The sequence below is a fragment of the Caenimonas sp. SL110 genome, from assembly GCF_001044395.1.
Lineage (GTDB): Bacteria > Pseudomonadota > Gammaproteobacteria > Burkholderiales > Burkholderiaceae_C > Ramlibacter.
Map to the genome: position 1 here is coordinate 76,815 of NZ_JANU01000023.1, position 17,858 is coordinate 94,672.

At 64.4% G+C, this 17,858-nt stretch carries 17 protein-coding genes and 1 tRNA gene; 9 read left to right on the forward strand and 9 right to left on the reverse strand.

The genetic code is table 11. The features are described from left to right. Nucleotides 1-11: 11 nt before the first annotated feature. Nucleotides 12-950, forward strand: a complete 939-nt coding sequence (gene cofD, locus AQ12_RS12815) for a 2-phospho-L-lactate transferase (RefSeq protein WP_048440303.1) — start codon at nucleotides 12-14, stop codon at nucleotides 948-950. 199 nt (nucleotides 951-1,149) lie between these two features. Here the strand turns inward: cofD and AQ12_RS12820 are convergent, their stop codons facing one another. The 7 genes from AQ12_RS12820 to AQ12_RS12850 all read right to left on the reverse strand — a co-directional run bounded on the left by AQ12_RS12820 (nucleotide 1,150) and on the right by AQ12_RS12850 (nucleotide 8,668). Next, nucleotides 1,150-1,953 carry a DUF5677 domain-containing protein gene (locus AQ12_RS12820; RefSeq protein WP_152682783.1) on the reverse strand — a complete coding sequence of 268 codons (804 nt, stop codon included), beginning with the start codon at nucleotides 1,951-1,953 and terminating at the stop codon, nucleotides 1,150-1,152. Between the two features lie 134 nt (nucleotides 1,954-2,087). Further along, nucleotides 2,088-2,163, reverse strand: a tRNA-Lys gene (locus AQ12_RS12825). 144 nt (nucleotides 2,164-2,307) lie between these two features. Then, nucleotides 2,308-3,750 carry an FAD-binding oxidoreductase gene (locus AQ12_RS12830; RefSeq protein WP_048440305.1) on the reverse strand — a complete coding sequence of 481 codons (1,443 nt, stop codon included), beginning with the start codon at nucleotides 3,748-3,750 and terminating at the stop codon, nucleotides 2,308-2,310. A 5-nt stretch (nucleotides 3,751-3,755) separates the two neighbouring features. Then, nucleotides 3,756-4,571 (reverse strand): 4-hydroxy-2-oxoheptanedioate aldolase, encoded by an 816-nt coding sequence (gene hpaI, locus AQ12_RS12835; protein WP_048440306.1) that lies wholly within the window; start codon nucleotides 4,569-4,571, stop codon nucleotides 3,756-3,758. Next, the gene (locus tag AQ12_RS12840) at nucleotides 4,568-6,064 is read right to left on the reverse strand and encodes an NAD-dependent succinate-semialdehyde dehydrogenase (protein WP_048440365.1); all 1,497 of its coding nucleotides are present in this window, start codon (nucleotides 6,062-6,064) and stop codon (nucleotides 4,568-4,570) included. Before AQ12_RS12840 ends, hpaI begins: the two co-directional genes overlap by 4 nt. A gap of 54 nt (nucleotides 6,065-6,118) precedes the next feature. Then, nucleotides 6,119-7,642 (reverse strand): UxaA family hydrolase, encoded by a 1,524-nt coding sequence (locus AQ12_RS12845; RefSeq protein ID WP_048440307.1) that lies wholly within the window; start codon nucleotides 7,640-7,642, stop codon nucleotides 6,119-6,121. Nucleotides 7,643-7,648: 6 nt separating this feature from the next. Further along, nucleotides 7,649-8,668, reverse strand: coding sequence for a tripartite tricarboxylate transporter substrate binding protein (locus tag AQ12_RS12850; RefSeq protein WP_048440308.1), 1,020 nt, complete (start codon nucleotides 8,666-8,668; stop codon nucleotides 7,649-7,651). 103 nt (nucleotides 8,669-8,771) lie between these two features. Between AQ12_RS12850 and AQ12_RS12855 the strand changes: the two genes are divergently transcribed. Further along, entirely contained in the window at nucleotides 8,772-9,704 is a 933-nt protein-coding gene (locus AQ12_RS12855; protein WP_048440309.1) for a LysR substrate-binding domain-containing protein, read from the forward strand. Here AQ12_RS12855 and AQ12_RS12860 read toward each other — a convergent pair. Continuing rightward, on the reverse strand, nucleotides 9,658-10,533 hold the full coding sequence (locus tag AQ12_RS12860; RefSeq protein ID WP_048440310.1) for a CoA ester lyase: 876 nt from the start codon (nucleotides 10,531-10,533) through the stop codon (nucleotides 9,658-9,660). The two genes, AQ12_RS12855 and AQ12_RS12860, sit on opposite strands and share 47 nt — an antisense overlap. Nucleotides 10,534-10,612: 79 nt before the next feature. On the opposite strand from AQ12_RS12860, the gene AQ12_RS12865 reads away from it, so the two are divergent. Then, nucleotides 10,613-11,365 carry an NAD(P)H-dependent oxidoreductase gene (locus AQ12_RS12865; RefSeq protein WP_048440311.1) on the forward strand — a complete coding sequence of 251 codons (753 nt, stop codon included), beginning with the start codon at nucleotides 10,613-10,615 and terminating at the stop codon, nucleotides 11,363-11,365. A 239-nt stretch (nucleotides 11,366-11,604) separates the two neighbouring features. On the opposite strand, the gene AQ12_RS12870 is transcribed toward AQ12_RS12865, so the two are convergent. Then, on the reverse strand, nucleotides 11,605-11,925 hold the full coding sequence (locus tag AQ12_RS12870) for a 2Fe-2S iron-sulfur cluster-binding protein (RefSeq protein ID WP_048440312.1): 321 nt from the start codon (nucleotides 11,923-11,925) through the stop codon (nucleotides 11,605-11,607). 120 nt (nucleotides 11,926-12,045) lie between these two features. On the opposite strand from AQ12_RS12870, the gene AQ12_RS12875 reads away from it, so the two are divergent. From AQ12_RS12875 to AQ12_RS12900, 6 genes are read left to right on the forward strand one after another with little or no spacing between them, the layout of a single operon-like run. After that, the gene (locus AQ12_RS12875) at nucleotides 12,046-13,368 is read left to right on the forward strand and encodes a Rieske 2Fe-2S domain-containing protein (protein WP_238587715.1); all 1,323 of its coding nucleotides are present in this window, start codon (nucleotides 12,046-12,048) and stop codon (nucleotides 13,366-13,368) included. After that, on the forward strand, nucleotides 13,359-13,850 hold the full coding sequence (locus AQ12_RS12880; RefSeq protein WP_048440313.1) for an aromatic-ring-hydroxylating dioxygenase subunit beta: 492 nt from the start codon (nucleotides 13,359-13,361) through the stop codon (nucleotides 13,848-13,850). The genes AQ12_RS12875 and AQ12_RS12880 overlap by 10 nt, the downstream gene beginning before the upstream one ends. 34 nt (nucleotides 13,851-13,884) lie before the next feature. Continuing rightward, nucleotides 13,885-14,712, forward strand: coding sequence for an enoyl-CoA hydratase/isomerase family protein (locus AQ12_RS12885; protein WP_048440314.1), 828 nt, complete (start codon nucleotides 13,885-13,887; stop codon nucleotides 14,710-14,712). Beyond that, on the forward strand, nucleotides 14,713-15,462 hold the full coding sequence (locus tag AQ12_RS12890) for an SDR family NAD(P)-dependent oxidoreductase (RefSeq protein WP_048440315.1): 750 nt from the start codon (nucleotides 14,713-14,715) through the stop codon (nucleotides 15,460-15,462). Beyond that, nucleotides 15,459-16,388: an alpha/beta hydrolase gene (locus AQ12_RS12895; RefSeq protein WP_048440367.1), complete on the forward strand. Its 930-nt coding sequence runs from the start codon at nucleotides 15,459-15,461 to the stop codon at nucleotides 16,386-16,388. Before AQ12_RS12890 ends, AQ12_RS12895 begins: the two co-directional genes overlap by 4 nt. Next, nucleotides 16,385-17,854, forward strand: a complete 1,470-nt coding sequence (locus AQ12_RS12900; protein WP_048440316.1) for a hydroxymethylglutaryl-CoA synthase family protein — start codon at nucleotides 16,385-16,387, stop codon at nucleotides 17,852-17,854. Before AQ12_RS12895 ends, AQ12_RS12900 begins: the two co-directional genes overlap by 4 nt. The last annotated feature ends 4 nt before the right edge of the window (nucleotides 17,855-17,858 follow it).

Sequence of the window (17,858 nt, forward strand, 5' to 3'; positions counted from 1 at the left end):
AGGGGCTTGCGATGATCGTCGTGCTGTCTGGCGGAGTAGGGGGTGCGAGGCTGTGCGCAGGGCTTGTCCGCGAGTACGGACCGGAGCAACTGCTGATCGCGGTCAACACGGGCGATGATTTCGATCACTGGGGGCTGCGCATATGTCCCGACCTCGATACGGTGATGTACACGCTCTCGGGCAGGATCGACGAGGCGCAGGGCTGGGGCCTGACAGGCGAGACCTGGCGCACGCTGGAGACTGTCAGGCAGACGGGTGGCCCCGACTGGTTTCGCCTGGGCGACCAGGACTTGGCCACGCACATTGCGCGAACCGCATTGCTGGGGCAGGGGCAGCCTCTGTCGCAAGTGACCGACGCGCTCTTTCGCCATGCAGGCATCGCGCATCGCGTGACACCCGTGACCGATGCCGATCACCGCACGCGGGTGGACACCGACGCCGGCCTGCTGTCATTCCAGGACTACTTCGTGAGGCTTCGGTGCGAACCGCGCTTCAAGGGCATCCGCTTCGACGGACCCGCGCCCCAGCCCGCGCCTGCCCTTGCGGCGGCGATGGCGTCCGATGAGGTGGAGGCCGTGATCGTTTGCCCTTCGAATCCGCTGCTGAGCATCGAGCCGATTCTTGCGGTGGAGGGTGTGCGCCAGTGGCTGCGCGAGCGTCGATTCCCCGTGATTGCCGTGTCACCGTTCATCGCGGGCGATGTGGTCAAGGGGCCAGCAGCAAAGATTTTTTCGGAACTGGCTATGGAGGTCTCCACACAAGGCCTGATGCGCTGGTACGACGGGCTGGTGGATGGATGGCTGGTGTCGCCGGGGGATCTGGAGAGTGGGGCCGTCGCGGCGGCTGCAGGGTCGGTGCGGATGCGGGGGCATCACATATTGCTGAGGACGGGGGAGCAGAGGGGGGAGGTGGCGAGGGAGATACGGGGGTGGCTCGCGGATTGGGGCTGACTAGGTCTCGGAAAATAGGCTCTCTGAGTGACTCGAACACTCGACCTACGGATCAGAGGGGGTAGTCCTCATTTTTTGAATGACTTAGGCTCGCCTTCGCTTGCTAGCCTGAACCGCCCCGGATTTCGTGGAGGCTGTATGGTGTAAGTCAGACCGGTGCGAATTCGAATTTTTCTAGGCCCCGCTATCACCAGGCCTCTCAGGCGACACGGGCTTTCACCAGAGCATTCAACCGTGCTACCAGCATCGCCGTTTCTTCAGTACGGGCAGCCTCGGGAAACACTTTTTCCATAGGCGCGAGCGTTTCGAGAAGCACCCCTATCGCCAGTTCGAGCGCTTCGGGCATCTGATCGGGAATTGGACCGATTACGATGTCAGGCGTGCCGTCGACACCCTTCTCAATGTATCGTTCCAAAGCGCCGAAGGTGGCATGAGAGGCATTGCCAGACAACGACCTGTACGCAGTTTGGTAGAGGGTCGACATGCCGGCCGCCTCTGCCAGGGCTTCGAGCTGCGCATCGCTGGCGCCTTCGAGGACCGCATTTTTCAGCAAGCCCGCTTGCACCCGCTCATCGCCCAGGTTCACGCCGTGTTTCGCCTGTAGCTCCAGCAACTTCTGAGCGTGGGTCCGCTTGTGACGCGTCTGAGCGTCACGCATCACATCAACCCGTCCAGGATCCTTCCCCAGAAGCGCGAGCTGGATGGTGCATTCGATCCCGGTTCGACTCAGCAGCTGAGCCTCCGCGCTAATTCCTCGCTCTACGAGCAGCACGGCCGATTGATAGCTCGTGATCGCCTTGATGACCAGAAGCGCGCCAACGACGCGGACCAAGTCGTTTCGAGGCACGATGCACGACCGATGCATTGTCATGGCCAGGCGGTTGACTTCATCGGCAAGGTCGAAGAGTTCTGGGCACACGGTTCGAAGATGACCAAGGAAGCGCTCAGGGTATGGAGCGAGAAAGCCAGCGGCGTGGAATTCGTCGAGATCGGCTTGGGTCAAGCCCCCAGGGGATTCAGAAACCATTACGCCGCCGTGCAGGCCTGCAACGGTCACCAGACTGTCACGGGCTCACCAAAGAAAAAAGCCTGCTACCGTTTAGATAGCAGGCTTTTCAATCCCTCTCGGGCAGTGGGTGGTGGGCCCTGAGTGACTCGAACACTCGACCTACGGATTAAGAGTCCGCTGCTCTACCAACTGAGCTAAGAGCCCACTGAAACCAGAAATTCGTATGTGGTGGGGTGGGGTTGAAGGATGACCTTCAGACCCGATCGTTTTTGATGGCTGCCATCTCAACGACCGAACCGGATTCTAAACCAATTTTCAAACGCCCCTCATGCCGCCGCTCGCAGACGATCACTGCGCCGGCAAAACCTTGGCCGGATTCAGCAGATTCTTCGGGTCCAGCGCCCGCTTGATTTGCCACATCAACTCCAGCTCGACCGGTGTCTTGAACCGCGCCAGGTCATCGCGCTTGGCAACCCCGATGCCGTGCTCGGCCGAGATCGATCCACCGGCTGCATGCGCCAGCGAATCGACCGCGTGCGAGATCGTCTTGTAGTGCGCAGCGAGAAATTCTTTCGAATCGCGATCAGCCGGGCGCAAGGGGTTGAAGTGCACATTGCCGTCGCCCATGTGTCCATAGACCACCATGCGTGCCGATGGCTCCAGCGCCAGCACCGCGGCTGAGGCTTCGGCGATGAAGTTCGCAATGCGTGACAGGGGCACTGACACATCGCACTTGATGCTGCCACCCGTGCGGGTTTGCGCGTCAGAAATTTCTTCGCGGATGCGCCAGAAGTTCTGAGCGTCGGCGCCGCTGGCCGCAATGGCGGCATCGAGCACCAGGCCTGATTCCATGCCGGCCTCCAGCACTTGCACCATGGTCTGGTCCAGGCTCTCGGCGGCCGATCCTGAGGTCAGTTCGATCAGCACCATCCAGTCGTGCGCGCCTTCCATCGGCGACTTCATGCCGCCGAGATAGGCCAGCACCAGGTCCAGCGCGGGGCGCGAGATGAGCTCGAACGCCGTCACCGACTGGCCTGCTGTCTTCTTGGCTTCTCCGAGCAGCGAGACGGCCGCTGCGGGGTTTGCCACTGCAACAAAGGCCACGGACGATGCGCGCGGCAGCGGCATGAGCTTGAGCACGGCGGCTGTGATGATGCCCAGCGTGCCTTCCGAGCCGACAAAGAGCTGCTTGAGGTCGTAGCCGGTGTTGTCCTTGCGCAGGCCCCGCAGGCCGCTGTAGATGCGCCCATCGGGCAGGACAGCCTCGACGCCCAGCACCAGGTCGCGCATGTTGCCGTAGCGCAGCACTGCCGTGCCGCCCGCGTTGGTGGAAAGGTTGCCGCCGATCTGGCACGAGCCCTCGGAGCCGATGCGAAGCGGAAAGAGCCGCGTTGCTTCTTCAGCCGCCGCACGCGCTGCATGCAGCGTCACGCCGGCCTGCACGGTCATCGTGTCGTTCACCGCATCGACTTCCAGCACCCGGTTCATGCGCTTGAGGTTGATGATGACGGCGTTGCCGCTGGCGTCGGGCACTGCACCACCCATCAGGGATGTGTTGCCGCCCTGTGGCACCACCGAAATATCGTGCTGGTAGCACCAGGCCATCACGCGGCTGACTTCGTCGGTGTTGGCGGGCAACACGACAGCAATCGCCTGCCCGTGATAGAGCTTGCGGTAGTCGGTGGTGTAGGTGGCCGTGTCATCGGCCGCAGTCAGGCAGGCTTGCGGTCCCACGATGTCGGAGAGGGCCGCTACGGTGGCGGCAACGGATGTTTCGCGGCTTGTCGTCATGGCGCTCAGTATGCCGCCGACGGCGCGGCTGAGGTCGGCGTCCCTGTGCCTGCATCCGGCGGCAAGAACTCGGCTGCGAGCTTGCGGGCAGCGTTGGCGAACAACAGGATGTCGACGCCGGTTGCAACAAAGGTGCAGCCAAGGTCGAGGTAGCGGCGCGCGAGTTTCGGGTCTGAGGTGAGCGTGCCCGCCGCCTTGCCCGAAGCAATGATGGTCTTCATCGCCTGCTCGATCGCCGCCTGCACCTCGGGATGGCCAGGGCGGCCCCGGTAGCCCATGGACGCAGCGAGGTCGGCCGGGCCGATGAAGACGCCGTGCACACCATCGACCGCGCAGATCGCTTCCAGGTTCTTCAGCGCAGTCACGGTCTCGGCTTGCACCAGCAGGCAGACTTCGCCGTCGGCGTTGTCCAGATAGTCGGTGCGCGCGCTCCAGCGCGATGCGCGGCCCACGGCGCTGCCCACGCCGCGAATGCCAAGCGGCGGATACTGCGTCGCACTCACCAGCAGCCGCGCCTGCTCGGCCGTCTCTACCATGGGCACCAGCAGGTTGTGCGCGCCGATATCCAGCAGTTGCTTGATGAGATGGACTTCGCCCGAGACGACGCGCACCACCGGTTGCGCACGATAGGGAGCCACGGCCTGCAATGCCGCGAGCGTCGTGCGGATGTCGTTAGGCGCGTGCTCACCGTCGATGAGCAGCCAGTCGAAACCGGCCGTCGCGCTGACTTCTGCCAGGTAAGGCTCAGCCATGGACAGCCACAGACCGATCTGCGGCTGCCTGGCCGCAAGCGCGGCCTTGAATGTGTTTTGCGAGCTCATCGCAGTCCTCCCTGGCAAAGATATTTCACATGCATGTAGTCCTCCAGACCGTCGCGCGAACCCTCGCGGCCGTAGCCGGATTCCTTGACGCCACCGAAGGGTGCGGCCTCGGCAGCCAGCGCGCCTTCGTTGATGCCGACGATACCGGCTTCCAGCTGGTCTGCCACACGCCAGATGCGCGAGGCATCGCGTGTGTAGAAGTAGGAGGCCAGGCCGAATGGTGTGTCGTTGGCCAGGCGCACCGCTTCGTCTTCCGAAGAGAAGCGGAACACCGGCACGACCGGGCCGAAGGTTTCTTCCTGCGCCAGCGCCATCGATGTGTGTGCGTCGACCAGCACCGTGGGTGCGTAGTAGTGGCCTGCGCCGCTGACATCGGGCGATGACAGGCGGCGGCCGCCGGTCGCCACGCGGGCGCCGCGTGCGACTGCATCGCGCACGTGGCGGTCGATCTTGTCAACCGCGCGTTCATTGATCATCGGCCCGATCTGCGAACGTTCGTCGCTCGCAGGGCCGACATGCAGCGCGGCGACGCGGGTGGCCAGCTTGTCCACGAAACGGTCGTGCACGGCGGTGTGGACGAACACGCGATTGGGGCACACGCAGGTCTGGCCGCCATTGCGAAACTTCGACACCATCAAGCCCTCGACCGCTGCATCGAGGTCGGCATCTTCGAAGACGATGAACGGCGCGTTGCCTCCGAGTTCAAGCGACAGCTTCTTGAGCGTGCCTGCCGATTCGCGGGCGAGATGCTTGCCCACCGGGGTGGAGCCGGTAAAGGTGATCTTGCGCACACGCGAATCAGCCAGCCACACGTCAACGACTTCGGGCGTGTGCTCGCGCGAGGCACAGACCAGGTTCAGGGTGCCTGCGGGAAAGCCCGCTTCCTGCGCCAGCATCACCAGGGCCGCCGCAGTGAGCGGTGTGTCTTCTGCCGGCTTGGCGACAACGGTGCAGCCCGCAGCCAGTGCCGGCGCGATCTTGCGCGCGATCATCGCGAGCGGAAAGTTCCACGGCGTAATCGCAGCAACAACGCCAACCGGTTCTTTCACCGCCATCAGTTTCTTGCCGCGTACCGGCTCGGGAATGATGTCGCCGTGCGTGCGCGTCGCTTCCTCGGCGAACCACTCGACGTACGACGCGCCGTACAGCACCTCGCCGCGTGCTTCGGCCAGCGGCTTGCCTTGCTCGCTCGAAATGATGAGCGCCAGGTCGTCGCGGTTCTCCAGGATGAGGGCATGCCAGCGCTTGAGCAGTTGCGCGCGCTCGCGCCCGCTCCTGTCACGCCATGCGGGAAAGGCCGCGTGCGCCGCATCGACGGCAGCCCGGGCGTCGCCCGCGCCGCTGTCGGCCACTCGCGCGATCGTCTGCAATGTTGCAGGGTCGGTGACGTCGAGCAGCGCGGGGGCGAGCGAAGAGGAAAGGGCGTCTTGCCACTCCCCCGCGATGAAGTTCTGTGTGCGCAGCAATTGCGCGCGTTGGAGTGTGTTGAGCATCATTGTTTGTCATGCCAGACTCGATCCGGCATCCATGTCTTCAGCGGCAATCGTTCAGCTGACAATCCCCAGATGCCAGGGCACGAACTCGTGATCGCCCAGCCCCAGAGCCTCGCTCTTGGTCGGCTCGCCCGATGCGTGCCGCAGGATCGCCTCGAAGATCCGCTGCCCCATCTGCGGCACGTCCACCTCGCCATCGAGGATGGCACCACAGTTCACATCCATGTCTTCTTCCAGCTTGCGGTACATCACCGAATTGCTGGCCAGCTTGATGGTCGGGGCCGGCTTGGATCCGAACATGGAGCCGCGACCGGTCGTAAAGCAGATCAGGTTGGCCCCACTGGCGATCTGTCCGGTGCAGGCCACCGGGTCATACCCCGGCGAGTCCATGAACACAAAGCCCGCCTTGTCGATCGGCTCCGCGTATTCATACACAGCCTGCAGCGGCGTCGTGCCGCCCTTCATTGCCGAGCCCAGCGATTTCTCGAAGATGTTGGCAAGCCCGCCGGCCTGGTTGCCCGGCCCGACCACGCCATTGAACTGGCCGTTGTGGCCGCGTGTGTAGTTCTCCCACCAGGTCAGCCGGTCCAGCAGTTTCTGTCCGACCTCGGGCGTGATGGCGCGGCGCGTGAGCATGTATTCGACGCCGTGGATCTCGGGTGTCTCCGACAGGATGGCGGTGCCGCCGTGGCGCACCAGTATGTCCATTGCAGCGCCCAGCGCAGGGTTGGCCGTGATGCCCGAGAAGCCATCCGAGCCACCGCACTCCAGGCCGATCTTGATGTGGGATGCAGGCACGCGCTGGCGCTGGTAGCTGTTGGCGATCGGTAGCATTTCTTCGACAGCCTTGATGCCCGCTTCGATGGTCACGCGCGTGCCGCCGACTTCCTGCATCACCATCGTGCGCATCAGCCGGCCGGCTTGAAGGCCCTGCGACTCGACGAGGCCCGCGACCTGGTTGCGCTCGCAACCCAGGCCGACCAGCAGCACGCCCGCCATGTTGGGGTGACGCGCATAGCCTGCGATGGTCCGGCGCAGCACGTCGAAGTGTTCGCTGGGCGACGACATGCCGCAGCCGCTCGTCTGCGCGAATGCCGCGACGCCATCGACATTCGGATAGGCGGCGAGTCGCTCGGGCGTGAAGTGCGCCGCAATGCGATTGATGACCGTCGACGAGCAGTTCACCGATGACAGGATGCCGATGAAGTTGCGTGTGCCGACGCGGCCGTCTTCTCGCACGTAGCCCATGAAGTGCGCGCGGTCCGCATCGGCCACATAGTCCACCGGCCTCACGTCCTGCCCGAAGGCCGGATCGCGGTCGAACTCGATCATCGCCAGGTTGTGTGTGTGCACATATTCGCCCGCTTCGATGTCGCGCGCCGCGACGCCGATGACGGTGTCGTACTTGCGCACCCGCTCACCCTGCGCGATGCGGCTCGCAGCGATCTTGTGGCCGGCGGGCACCTGCGCACGCACGCGCACGCCGAACTCGGGCAAGTCCTGCCCCAGGGCCAGCGGCGATCTCGCAACCAGGACGTTGTCGTTGGCGTGCAGGCGGATGAGGGGACTGGGCGTCATGAAAGATCAGCCCTTCTGGAGCATTTCCTTGAGCTTCAGGCGCTCGATCAGCTGGGTCTCGCGGGTGTAGACGGTGTTGACGTACTTCTGGTAGTCGGGGCCGTCCAGGTACATCAGGGGCGCGTCGATGCGGTCAGCGACCGCCTTGAACTCGCTGCTGTTGACTGCGAAGCGGAAAGCATCGCGCAGCTTCTTTTCGACGACAGGGTCCAGGCCCTTGGGCGCGCCGATGCCGTTGGGTGCATCGACGACCACCTTGAAGCCCAGTTCCTTGAGGGTGGGCGTGTCCTTGAAACGCGGCGTGCGCTGTTCGCCCCAGGTTGCCAGCAGGCGCAGCTTGCCGCCTTCGACGTGCGGTGCCCACGAGCTGGAGTCGGCGAGCATGTCCACCTGGCCGCCCAGCGTGTCCTGCAGGGCCTGAGCGCCGCCCTTGTAGGCGATGGCGTTCAGCTGGATGCCAGCGGCGATCGCGAACTCTTCCATGCCCACGTGCGTAGCACCGCCGACACCGGCGTGCGCATAGGTCACCTTGCCGGGATTGGCCTTGGCGAATGCGACCATGTCCTTGAGAGTGGCGAACTTCGAGGTCGGCAGCACGGCGATGCCGAAGGTCTGGCCCGAGGTGCGCGCGAGGTAGGTGAAATCCTTGCGCGGGTCGGCCTGCAGCGTGCCGAGCTGCGAAAAGCGCGTGACCGAAATCGGGATCTGGCCGATGGTGTAGCCGTCGGGCTTTGCGCTCGCGATGGCCTTGGCGCCGATCATGCCGGCCGCGCCAGCCTTGTTGTCCACTGCGATGGGTTGCTTGAGCACGCCGGCTGCCACCTGGCAGATCGCGCGCATCGACTGGTCGGCGGTACCGCCTGCGGGCCAGGGGCAGATGAAGGTGATCGGACGCTCCGGATAAGCCGATGTCTCGGCGGCGAACGAGAGCGAAGGCACGAGCACGCTGGCTGCGGTGGCGGTGCCGCCGATGAGCAGGCTGCGGCGGGAGATCAGGGATGTCGGGTTCTTTTGGTCGAAGTGCATTTGTCTTCCTCACGGGGTGGAACTGCAGATTGTTCGCGATGACGCCATAACAATCCAATCAATCAATGGAATCACTTCATGAGCTTCTGGTTATGATGAAACCATGCCCGCCATCGACCGCGTCCTGCGTTCCAACATCAAGCTGCGACACCTGCAACTGCTGGTGGCGCTGGACCAGTTCCGACACGTGGGGCGCACGGCAGAGTTCATGTCGGTCAGCCAGCCTGCCGTGTCCAAGATGCTGACCGAAGTCGAGAGCATGCTCGAAGTGATCTTGTTCGAGCGATCCACGCGCGGCACGGAGCCGACAGCCGCTGGGGTCTCCCTGATCCGCTTTGCAAGATCGGTGCTGGCCGACTACGAGCGCACGCGCGACGAGATCGCCTCGCTGGAGAGCGGCGCCGCCGGTCGAACCCGCGTCGGGTCGATGGTCGTGTCGCTGCCGACGGTGCTGACGCCTGCCGTGACCCTGCTCAAAAAGGGCGCGCCGGAAGCGACGGTGCTGGTCGAAGAGGGCGATCTCACGCGGCTTTTGCCGAAGCTGCGGCTCGGCGAAATCGACTTGTTCGTGGGGCGTCTGGAGCCGGGGTATGCGGCGCCGGACCTGGTCACCGAGAAGCTGTTCAACGAGCCGATGGTGGCGGTGGTGAGAGCCGGTCATCCGCTCTCAGGCAAGAGGTCGCGCGTGACCTGGGCCGACCTGGCCGCGATGCCCTGCGTGCTGCCTCCGCCCTGGGCGTCCCTGCGCGTGAAGCTCGAGCAGCAGTTCTACAAGCACAAGCTGCAGCCGCCGGTTGACGTGATCGAAACGGCGTCGTTTCTGGCCATCAGCACCTTTGTGCAGCAGCGCGATGCGGTAGCCTTTGTGGCGCAATCGGTCGGGACTCACTTCGAGCAGCAAGGCATGTTCGCGGTATTGAAACTACCGGTGCCGGTCGAGCTTCCGCCGGTGGGGCTCATCACGGTGCGGGGACGGCCTCCGACGCGAATCACGCAGCAGTTGATGCAGTGCCTGCGCAGCGTGGCAAAGGCGTGATCTCTTCCAGTATCTGCCGCGCGCGTTGCAGCACAGGCGCATCGGCCATCGTCCCTTCAAAGGCAAACGCGCCTTGCCCCGGCCCGGCCGCCGCGCTCGCTGCAAGCAGGCGATTGGCCCACTCGACCTCTGATGCAGCCGGACCCAGCGCCGCATTGACGGCAACCACCTGCCGCGGATGAATGCAAAGCTTTCCGCCGAAGCCGAAACGCCTGCTGCGCTCGGCATCTGCAACGAGGCGCGCGTCATCGTGCAACGCCTGGGTCACGCCATCGATAGGCGCCGCCAGTCCCGCCCGGCGAGAGGCCAGCACGAAGGCGAGTCGAACCGAATCGAGTTCGCGTTCATCCGGTCCGCAATGCATGGCGAGATCAGCCTGGAAGTCCAGGTGGCCGAATGCCAGCCGCGACACGCCCGGTGCGCGCGCAATCAACTCCAGCGCAGCAAGTCCTTCCGCCGATTCAATGATGGGCAACAGTGGCACGCCCAGTGCTTCCCCTAACTCGCGAAGTTGTGACACAGACTCTGCCTTGGGCACCATCGCAGCCGCGAGGCCGGTGCGCGCGAGCGAGCGCAGCAACGCGATATCCGCCTCGTGCCACTCGGTGCCGAAGCCGTTGATCCGAACCGCAACCCGCGAGCCGTCTGCGGGGCTGAGCGCGCCGTGCGCGTCGGCAAGGGCAGTGCGTGCGGCCGTCTTCGCATTGGCGCCGACGCCGTCTTCCAGATCGACAATGACGATATGTGCGCCACTGCCCAGGGCCTTGGACAAACGGTCCAGGCGATCAGCGGGGAGGAACAGAAAGGATCGGGCGCGGGAGACAAGCATGAATCGTCCTCGGGTCTATTAATAATCCGACGGGTCGGTTTATGATTATAGGATTGACCACCCTCCAGGAGTTCGCCAGATGAATGTTCTGATCGTCTTTGCCCATCCCGAGCCAATGTCCTTCGGCAGGGCGCTCAAGGATCGCGCCGTGGGTGCACTTCAGGCCGCCGGCCATCAGGTCGAAGTCTCCGATCTCTACGCCATGGGTTTCAACCCGGTTGCCAGTGCGCAGGATTTCACCGAGCGCCGTTTTCCCGACGCGCTGCAATACGACCGCGAACAAAAACACGCGACCGCGCATCACGCCTTCAGCGACGATATCCAGCAGGAAATCGACAAGCTGCAGGCCTGCGACATGCTGATCCTGCAGTTCCCGCTGTGGTGGTTCTCGACGCCCGCGATCATGAAGGGCTGGATCGATCGCGTGTTCGTCAATGGGCTGGTGTATGGCAGTGGACGCCGTTTCGATGCTGGCGGCATGAAAGGCAAGCGGGCGATGGTGAGCATCACCACCGCGTGCTACCCGGAGATGGTCGAGCCCGATGGCTTGCTCGCGCACCTGGACATCAACCTCTGGCACTTGCAGCACGGAACACTCGCGTATGCGGGCTTCGATGTGCTGGCGCCGTTTGCGGCCTGGTCGATCCACTACACGACGCCGGAGCGGCGCAGCGGGTATCTCGATGAATACGCGAAACGCCTGTCGGGCATCGAAAACGAGACGCCGATGCCCACGCATCCCCTGGCCGATTTCGGCAAGGACTGGCGCATGTTGCCGGGGATAGAGCCGCGAACGGTCGGGCATCGCCGGCCGCTGGTGAAGCCCGCATGACGCACCTGGCTGCGACGGCCCGTGAGGCTGTCATTGCGGACTTGATCCGCAACCCATGACTTTCGGCGGCCCTAGCTGCTGCGCGGTGGATGCCGGATCGAGTCCGGCATGACATCCAAAGAGAGGCTGTCATTGCGGACTCGATCCGCAACCCATGACTTTCGACGGCCTTAGCCGCTGCGCGGTGGATGCCGGATCGAGTCCGGCATGACAAGCGGAGAAAGAGCGGCGGCGCAGCCCTAAACCTGTTCTGCCGGCAACCTCACCACGATCCCGTCGAGTTGCGGTTGCATGCGGATCTGGCAGCACAGGCGGCTGTTGTCTTTCAGCTCGGGCACCCCTTCCAGCATGAACGTCTCGGACTCGCTTCGGGGCGCCAACAGGCCCACAAAGGCCTCATCCACATACCCATGGCAAGTCGCGCAACTGCAAGAGCCGCCGCAGTCGCCCAGGATGCCGGTGACGCCGTTGTCGACGGCCACTTGCATCAGGCTCTTGCCGAGCGGGGCTTCGACGCGGGTGGCGGCTCCTTCATGGTCAATGAATACAACGGTAGGCATGCGGGTTGTTCCTCTGAAAAAAAGCGGAAAGGCAGGTTGACATAGTCCGTCTCGTCGGACTATTATTGCATCAACACGGACCGCAAACAACCTGCTTTGCGCTGATTTCTGGAGGTCTTCTTGGACAACTGCTCAACCTCACCCGCCACCGGGACGGTGATCCCTATCGTTCCTGTGCGCAGCGCAGCAGCCGCGCCGCGCTGGGACCAGCTGGTGCAGCACGACCACGTGCACGGCTCGCTCTACACCGACCCGGCCATCTACCAGGCCGAACTCGAAGCCATCTGGTTTCGCACCTGGGTGTACGTCGGCCACGAGAGCGAGGTGCCCAATGCCAACGACTATGTGATGAAGTCCATCGGCCCCGAGCCGGTGATCATGACCCGCGTGAAAGACGGCGGCATCCACCTCTTGCACAACCGTTGCCCGCACCGCGGCAACCGCGTCTGCGTGACAGACCACGGCAACGCGCGCTCCTTCACCTGCCCGTACCACGGCTGGACTTTCGCCAACGACGGCACGCTCAAGGGCTATCCGTTCCCCTCGGGCTACGAAGGCGCGGATCGCTCCAAGCTGGGCCTGGGCCGGGTGGCGCGCGTGCAGAGCTATCGCGGCTTTGTGTTCGCGTCCATGGCCGCCGAAGGACCGACGCTCGAACAGCACCTGGGCGCTGCGATGAAGTCCATCGACGCCCTGTGCGAGACCTCACCCGAAGGCGAGGTCGAGATCACGGCCGGTTTCCTCAAGCACAAGGTCAAGTCCAACTGGAAGTTCCTGGTCGAAAACGAAACTGACGGCTATCACCCGTCGTTCGTTCATGCCTCGATTTTTGAAGTGGCGCAAAGCGGCATCGGATCGCTCTACAGCAGTGATTCGACGGCCGTGTCGCGAGACTTCGGCAACGGCCACACCGAAAACGACCTGCGTCCCGAGTTTCGAAAGCGTGACGAACCCATGAGCTGGTTCGGCACGACCGCCGACAAGTTGCCCGAATACACCGCAAAGATGAACGCCGCGTACGGCAACGAGAAGGCGCGCAAGATCATGATCGACGGCACGCCGCACATCATGATCTTTCCCAATCTCTTCATCGCAGAGATCCAGATCTTCGTGATCCAGCCGCTCTCGGTGAACGAGACGGTGCAGCATGTGACCGCGCTTCAATTCAAGGGCGCACCGGACCTCAACCGCCGCTTGCGCCAGCAGACCATGGGCTCGGTCGGCCCGGCCGGCTTCCTGCTGGCCGACGACGCAGAGATGTACGAACGCACCCAACTCGGCGTGCAGTACCAGAACCCCGAGTGGCTGTACCTGGGCAGGGGGCGACACCGCGAGCGCCTGGATGCCGATGGTTTTCGCATCGGCGACGCGACGGACGAAACACCGTCGCGTGGCATCTGGCGGCACTACCGCGTATTGATGGAGGCAGCGTCATGCCAATGACCCCCGAACAGCGCGCGACGCTCGAAGACGTCACGCAATTCATCTACCGCGAAGCGCGGTTGCAGGACGACCACGAATACGACGCATGGGAGTCGCTCTGGACCGATGATGGCGTGTACTGGGTGCCGGCCAACGGTGACGGCGGCGATCCTGAAAAGGTCATGTCCATCATTTACGACAACCGCTCGCGCATCGCACTGCGCATCCGCCAGTTCCATACGGGCAAGCGGTTCAGCCAGACACCGCGGTCAAGGCTGCGCCGCCTGGTCTCCAACATCGAGGTGCTGCGCGAAGAGGGCGACGAGATTCTGGTCACAGCCAACGCGATGGTGTGCGAATCACAAACGCGTGGCGACTTCGTCTGGGCCTCGCGCAACGAATACCTGCTGCGCCGCGATGCGGACGGCCTGCGCATGGCGCGCAAGACTGTCGTGCTGATCAACAACTCGACCGCCATGTATTCGCTGGCCTTCCTGATCTGACAACGCCACAAAGCAAATTACAAAGGGGACGCGCTTGAACGATTCCACCAACCAGCCCGAGGTGCTGCAGGGCGAAGGCCCCGTGCTGCTGACCTTGCACGACGGCAGCGTTGCGCATGTGCGCCTGAACCGAGCCGAGTCTGCCAACGGCCTGAACATCGAACTGCTCAAGGCATTGCACGAAGTGCTGATGCAGGTGCACGGTGACGGCCGTGTGCGCGCGGTGCTGATCACCGGCGCCGGCAAGAACTTCTGCGCGGGCGGCGATGTGCACACCTTCCTTTCCAAGGGCGAGCAGTTGCCTGACTACATCCGCGTGGCGACTTCGTATTTGCAGCTGGTTGCTTCGCTGCTGATTCGGATGAACCCGCCGGTGGTGTCGGCGGTGCAGGGCTTCGCGGCGGGCGGCGGCGGCATGGGCCTGGTGTGCTCGTCCGACTTTGTCATCGCTGCGGAGTCGAGCAAGTTCCTGGCTGGCGCAACGCGGGTGGCGATGGTGCCCGATGCGGGTGTGTCGGTCACGCTGACCCAGCTGGTGGGCTTGCGCAAGGCGACTGAGATTCTCATGCTCAACCCCGTCATCACCGCCCCCGAGGCGAAGGCGATGGGACTGGTCACGCGGGTGGTGCCGGATGCCAGCCTCGAAGACGAAGCATGGGCGCTCGCGCGGCAACTCGCGCAGGGCGCGCCCGCTGCGTTGGCCAACACCAAGCGATTGCTGTGGAGCGGCATCGGGCAAGGCGTCGAAGCCGCGATGCCCGAAGAAAACAGCACGCAGGCGATGCTGTGCGGCATGACAGATGCGCTTGAAGGCTTGACCGCAGTCATCGAAAAGCGCGCGCCGCGCTTCACGGGGCGCTGAATGACAACGGCATCGGGCCATGGACTGCAGGGCCGACGCGCCCTGGTTACAGGTGGCGCGAGCGGCATAGGCGCTGCGATCGCGCGACGCCTGGCTGCCGACGGCGCTGTGGTCGCCATCGCGGACCTGCAAGGCGAACTCGCCAAGCAGCTCGCCGCGGAAGTCGGCGGGATTGCCATCACGCTGGACGTTGCCGATTTCGATGCGGTCGGTGCGGCGGTGCGCGAGCACGGTCCGTTCGACATCCTCGTCAACAACGCAGGCGTCGATCAACACGCGTTCTTCACCAGGACCACGCCAGCCGATTGGCGCAGGCTGCTGTCCATCAATCTCGAGTCCGTGCTCAACACCACCCATGCTGCATTACCGGCGATGCAGGCGGCGGGCTACGGACGCATCATCAATGTCGCCTCCGAGGCGGGTCGGCTCGGCTCGCGCGGGGGTGCGGTGTACGCAGCCGCCAAGGGCGGCGTGATCGCATTCACTCGATCGATTGCCCGTGAAAACGGTGGCAAGGGCATCACAGCCAACGTCATCGCCCCGGGCCCGATCGACACGCCGCTCTTGCGCCAGGCTGTCGAGCACGGCGGCGACAAGCTGCTGGCTGCGATGACCGGCGCGACGCTCGCAGGGCGATTGGGCACGCCCGAAGAGGTCGCGGCAACCGTGGCGTTTCTTGCCTCGGAGGCGGCAGGCTTCATTACCGGCGAGGCGATCGGCGTCTCCGGCGGCATGGGTTGTGGCGCATGAGCGACCACCCGGCCGTCGAATCGGTCGTCGCGCGTGTGAAAGCTGTCTACGGCAGCTGGCGGCGTGACACCACCGTGGCGCAGATGCGCGCGGATTGGGACCACCTGTTCAATGCGACAGGCGATGCGTCGGTCGAGCCCATCGAATGCGCAGGTGTCGCGTGCCAATGGATCACCGCCCCGGGCGCGCGCACCGACAAGGCCATCATGTACCTGCACGGCGGCGGATTCCAGGTCGGCTCGCTCGCATCGCATCGCGAGCTGATGGCCGAGCTGTCCGCAGCCGCTGGCGTGCGCGTGCTGGGCGTCGCCTATCGCCTCGCGCCAGAACACCGCTACCCGGCCGCGCTGGAAGACACGCTCGCCGTCTGGCACTGGCTCCAGGCCCACGGCTTTCGTCCGCGCGATATCGCGCTGGCGGGAGATTCGGCCGGGGGTGGGCTTGCGCTGTCCACGATGCTGGCGCTGCAGGAAAAGCAGCAGGACCTGCCCGCAGCCGCATTGCTGATGTCCGCGTGGACAGACCTCACGGCTTCAGGCGAGAGCTACCAGACACGTGCCGCACAAGACCCCATCCACCAGCGTCCGATGATCCTGGCGATGGCACGCAACTACCTGGGCAAGACCGGCGATGCCACTGACCCGCTCGTCTCGCCGCTGATGGCCGCCCCGGCCCAGCTTCGCGGCTTGCCGCCGATGCTGCTGCAGGTGGGCGACTGCGAAACCGTGCTGAGCGACTCCGAGGCGTTTGCGCGCAAGGCCCGTGAAGCGGGCGCGAATGCAAGGTGCGAGGTCTGGCCCGCAATGATTCATGTGTTCCAGCAGTTTCCCGCCGAGCTGCATGAGGCACGGCAAGCCATGGCATCCGCCGGGCAATTTCTAGAGGCGCACCTGGGCGCCGCTTCCAAACGAAAGACATCTTCATGATCGGAATCACCGCATACGGCGGCTACGTGCCGCGCCTGCGACTGGCGCGCGAGGCCGTCGCGCAGGCCAATGCCTGGTACGCACCGCAGTTCGGCAAGGCCAGGGGCACGCGCTCGATGGCGAACTGGGACGAGGACAGCATCACCCTGGCCGTCGCCGCTGCGCGCGATTGCCTGGGCGCTGGCCCGGACCGCAGCCATGTGCGCACGGTTTACCTCGCATCCGACACGCTTCCCTTTGCCGAGCGCCTGAACGCGGGCGTTGTGGCCGGCGCGCTCACCCTGGATGAAGACATCGAGACCATCGACATGGGTGGCTCGCAGCGCGCTGCCTTGTCGGCCGTCACGCAGGCCGTGGCGCGCGTCAAGGCCGGTGGCGGCGATGCGCTCGTGCTCGCGTCGGACAACCGCAAGACGCGTGCGGGCAGCTCGCAGGAACTGGAGTACGGCGACGCATCGGCGGCCCTGCTGATCGGCAGCGGCGTGGTGCTGGCCGAATACCTGGGGGCCGGAACGGTGTCCGCAGACTTCATCGATCACTTCCGCGCTTCGGGCGAAGAGGTCGACTATCACTGGGAAGAGCGCTGGGTGCGCGACGAAGGCATCAGCAAGCTCGCCCCTCGCGCCATCGAGGCGGCGCTCAGGCAAGCCGATGTGGCTGCTACCAAGATCGACCACTTCATCTTTCCATCGGCATTCGCGAAGATGGATGCGCAACTGGCCAGGGCCTGCGGCATACGCGCCGAAGCGGTCGTGGACATGCTCACAGCTCAGATCGGAGACAGCGGGCTGCCGCACGGCCTGCTCGTGCTGGCGCATGTGCTGGAGCGTGCGAAGCCCGGCGAGCACATCCTGCTGGCCCAGTTCGGCAGCGGCGCGCAGGCGCTCGTTTTCCGTGTGACCGATGCCATTGCGTCGTTCAAGCCCGCCCGCGGCGTCAGCGAGTGGATCGCAAGGGGCCGCGAAGAGCGCAGCTACACCAAGTTCCTCTCGTTCAAGGGCCAGCTCGCATTCGAACGCGGCATGCGCGGCGAGCAGGACAAGAAGACAGCGCTCTCCACTGCGTGGCGTCATCGCGGCGCGCTCGAAGGGCTGGTCGCGGGCAAGTGCGAGGTCACGGGCAGCGTGCACTTTCCACCGTCGCGCCTGTCGTACGACCAGGGCAAGCCGCTGCAGGACACGCAACGGCCCTACAAGCTGGCCGACCGCGCGGCGAAGGTGTTGAGCTGGTCGGCAGAGACGCTGTCCTATCACCCCGCGCCACCGCATCACTACGGCCAGATCGACTTTGAAGGCGGCGGCCGCATCCTCATGGATTTCACCGACATCGATGTTGGCGAAGTGGACACAGGCACTTCCATGGAGATGGTGTTTCGCATCAAGGACACCGACGAGCGCCGGGGCTTCACGCGGTATTTCTGGAAGGCGACGCCCGCACGCGGCGCCACAGTGCAGTCAACGAAGTAAAGGA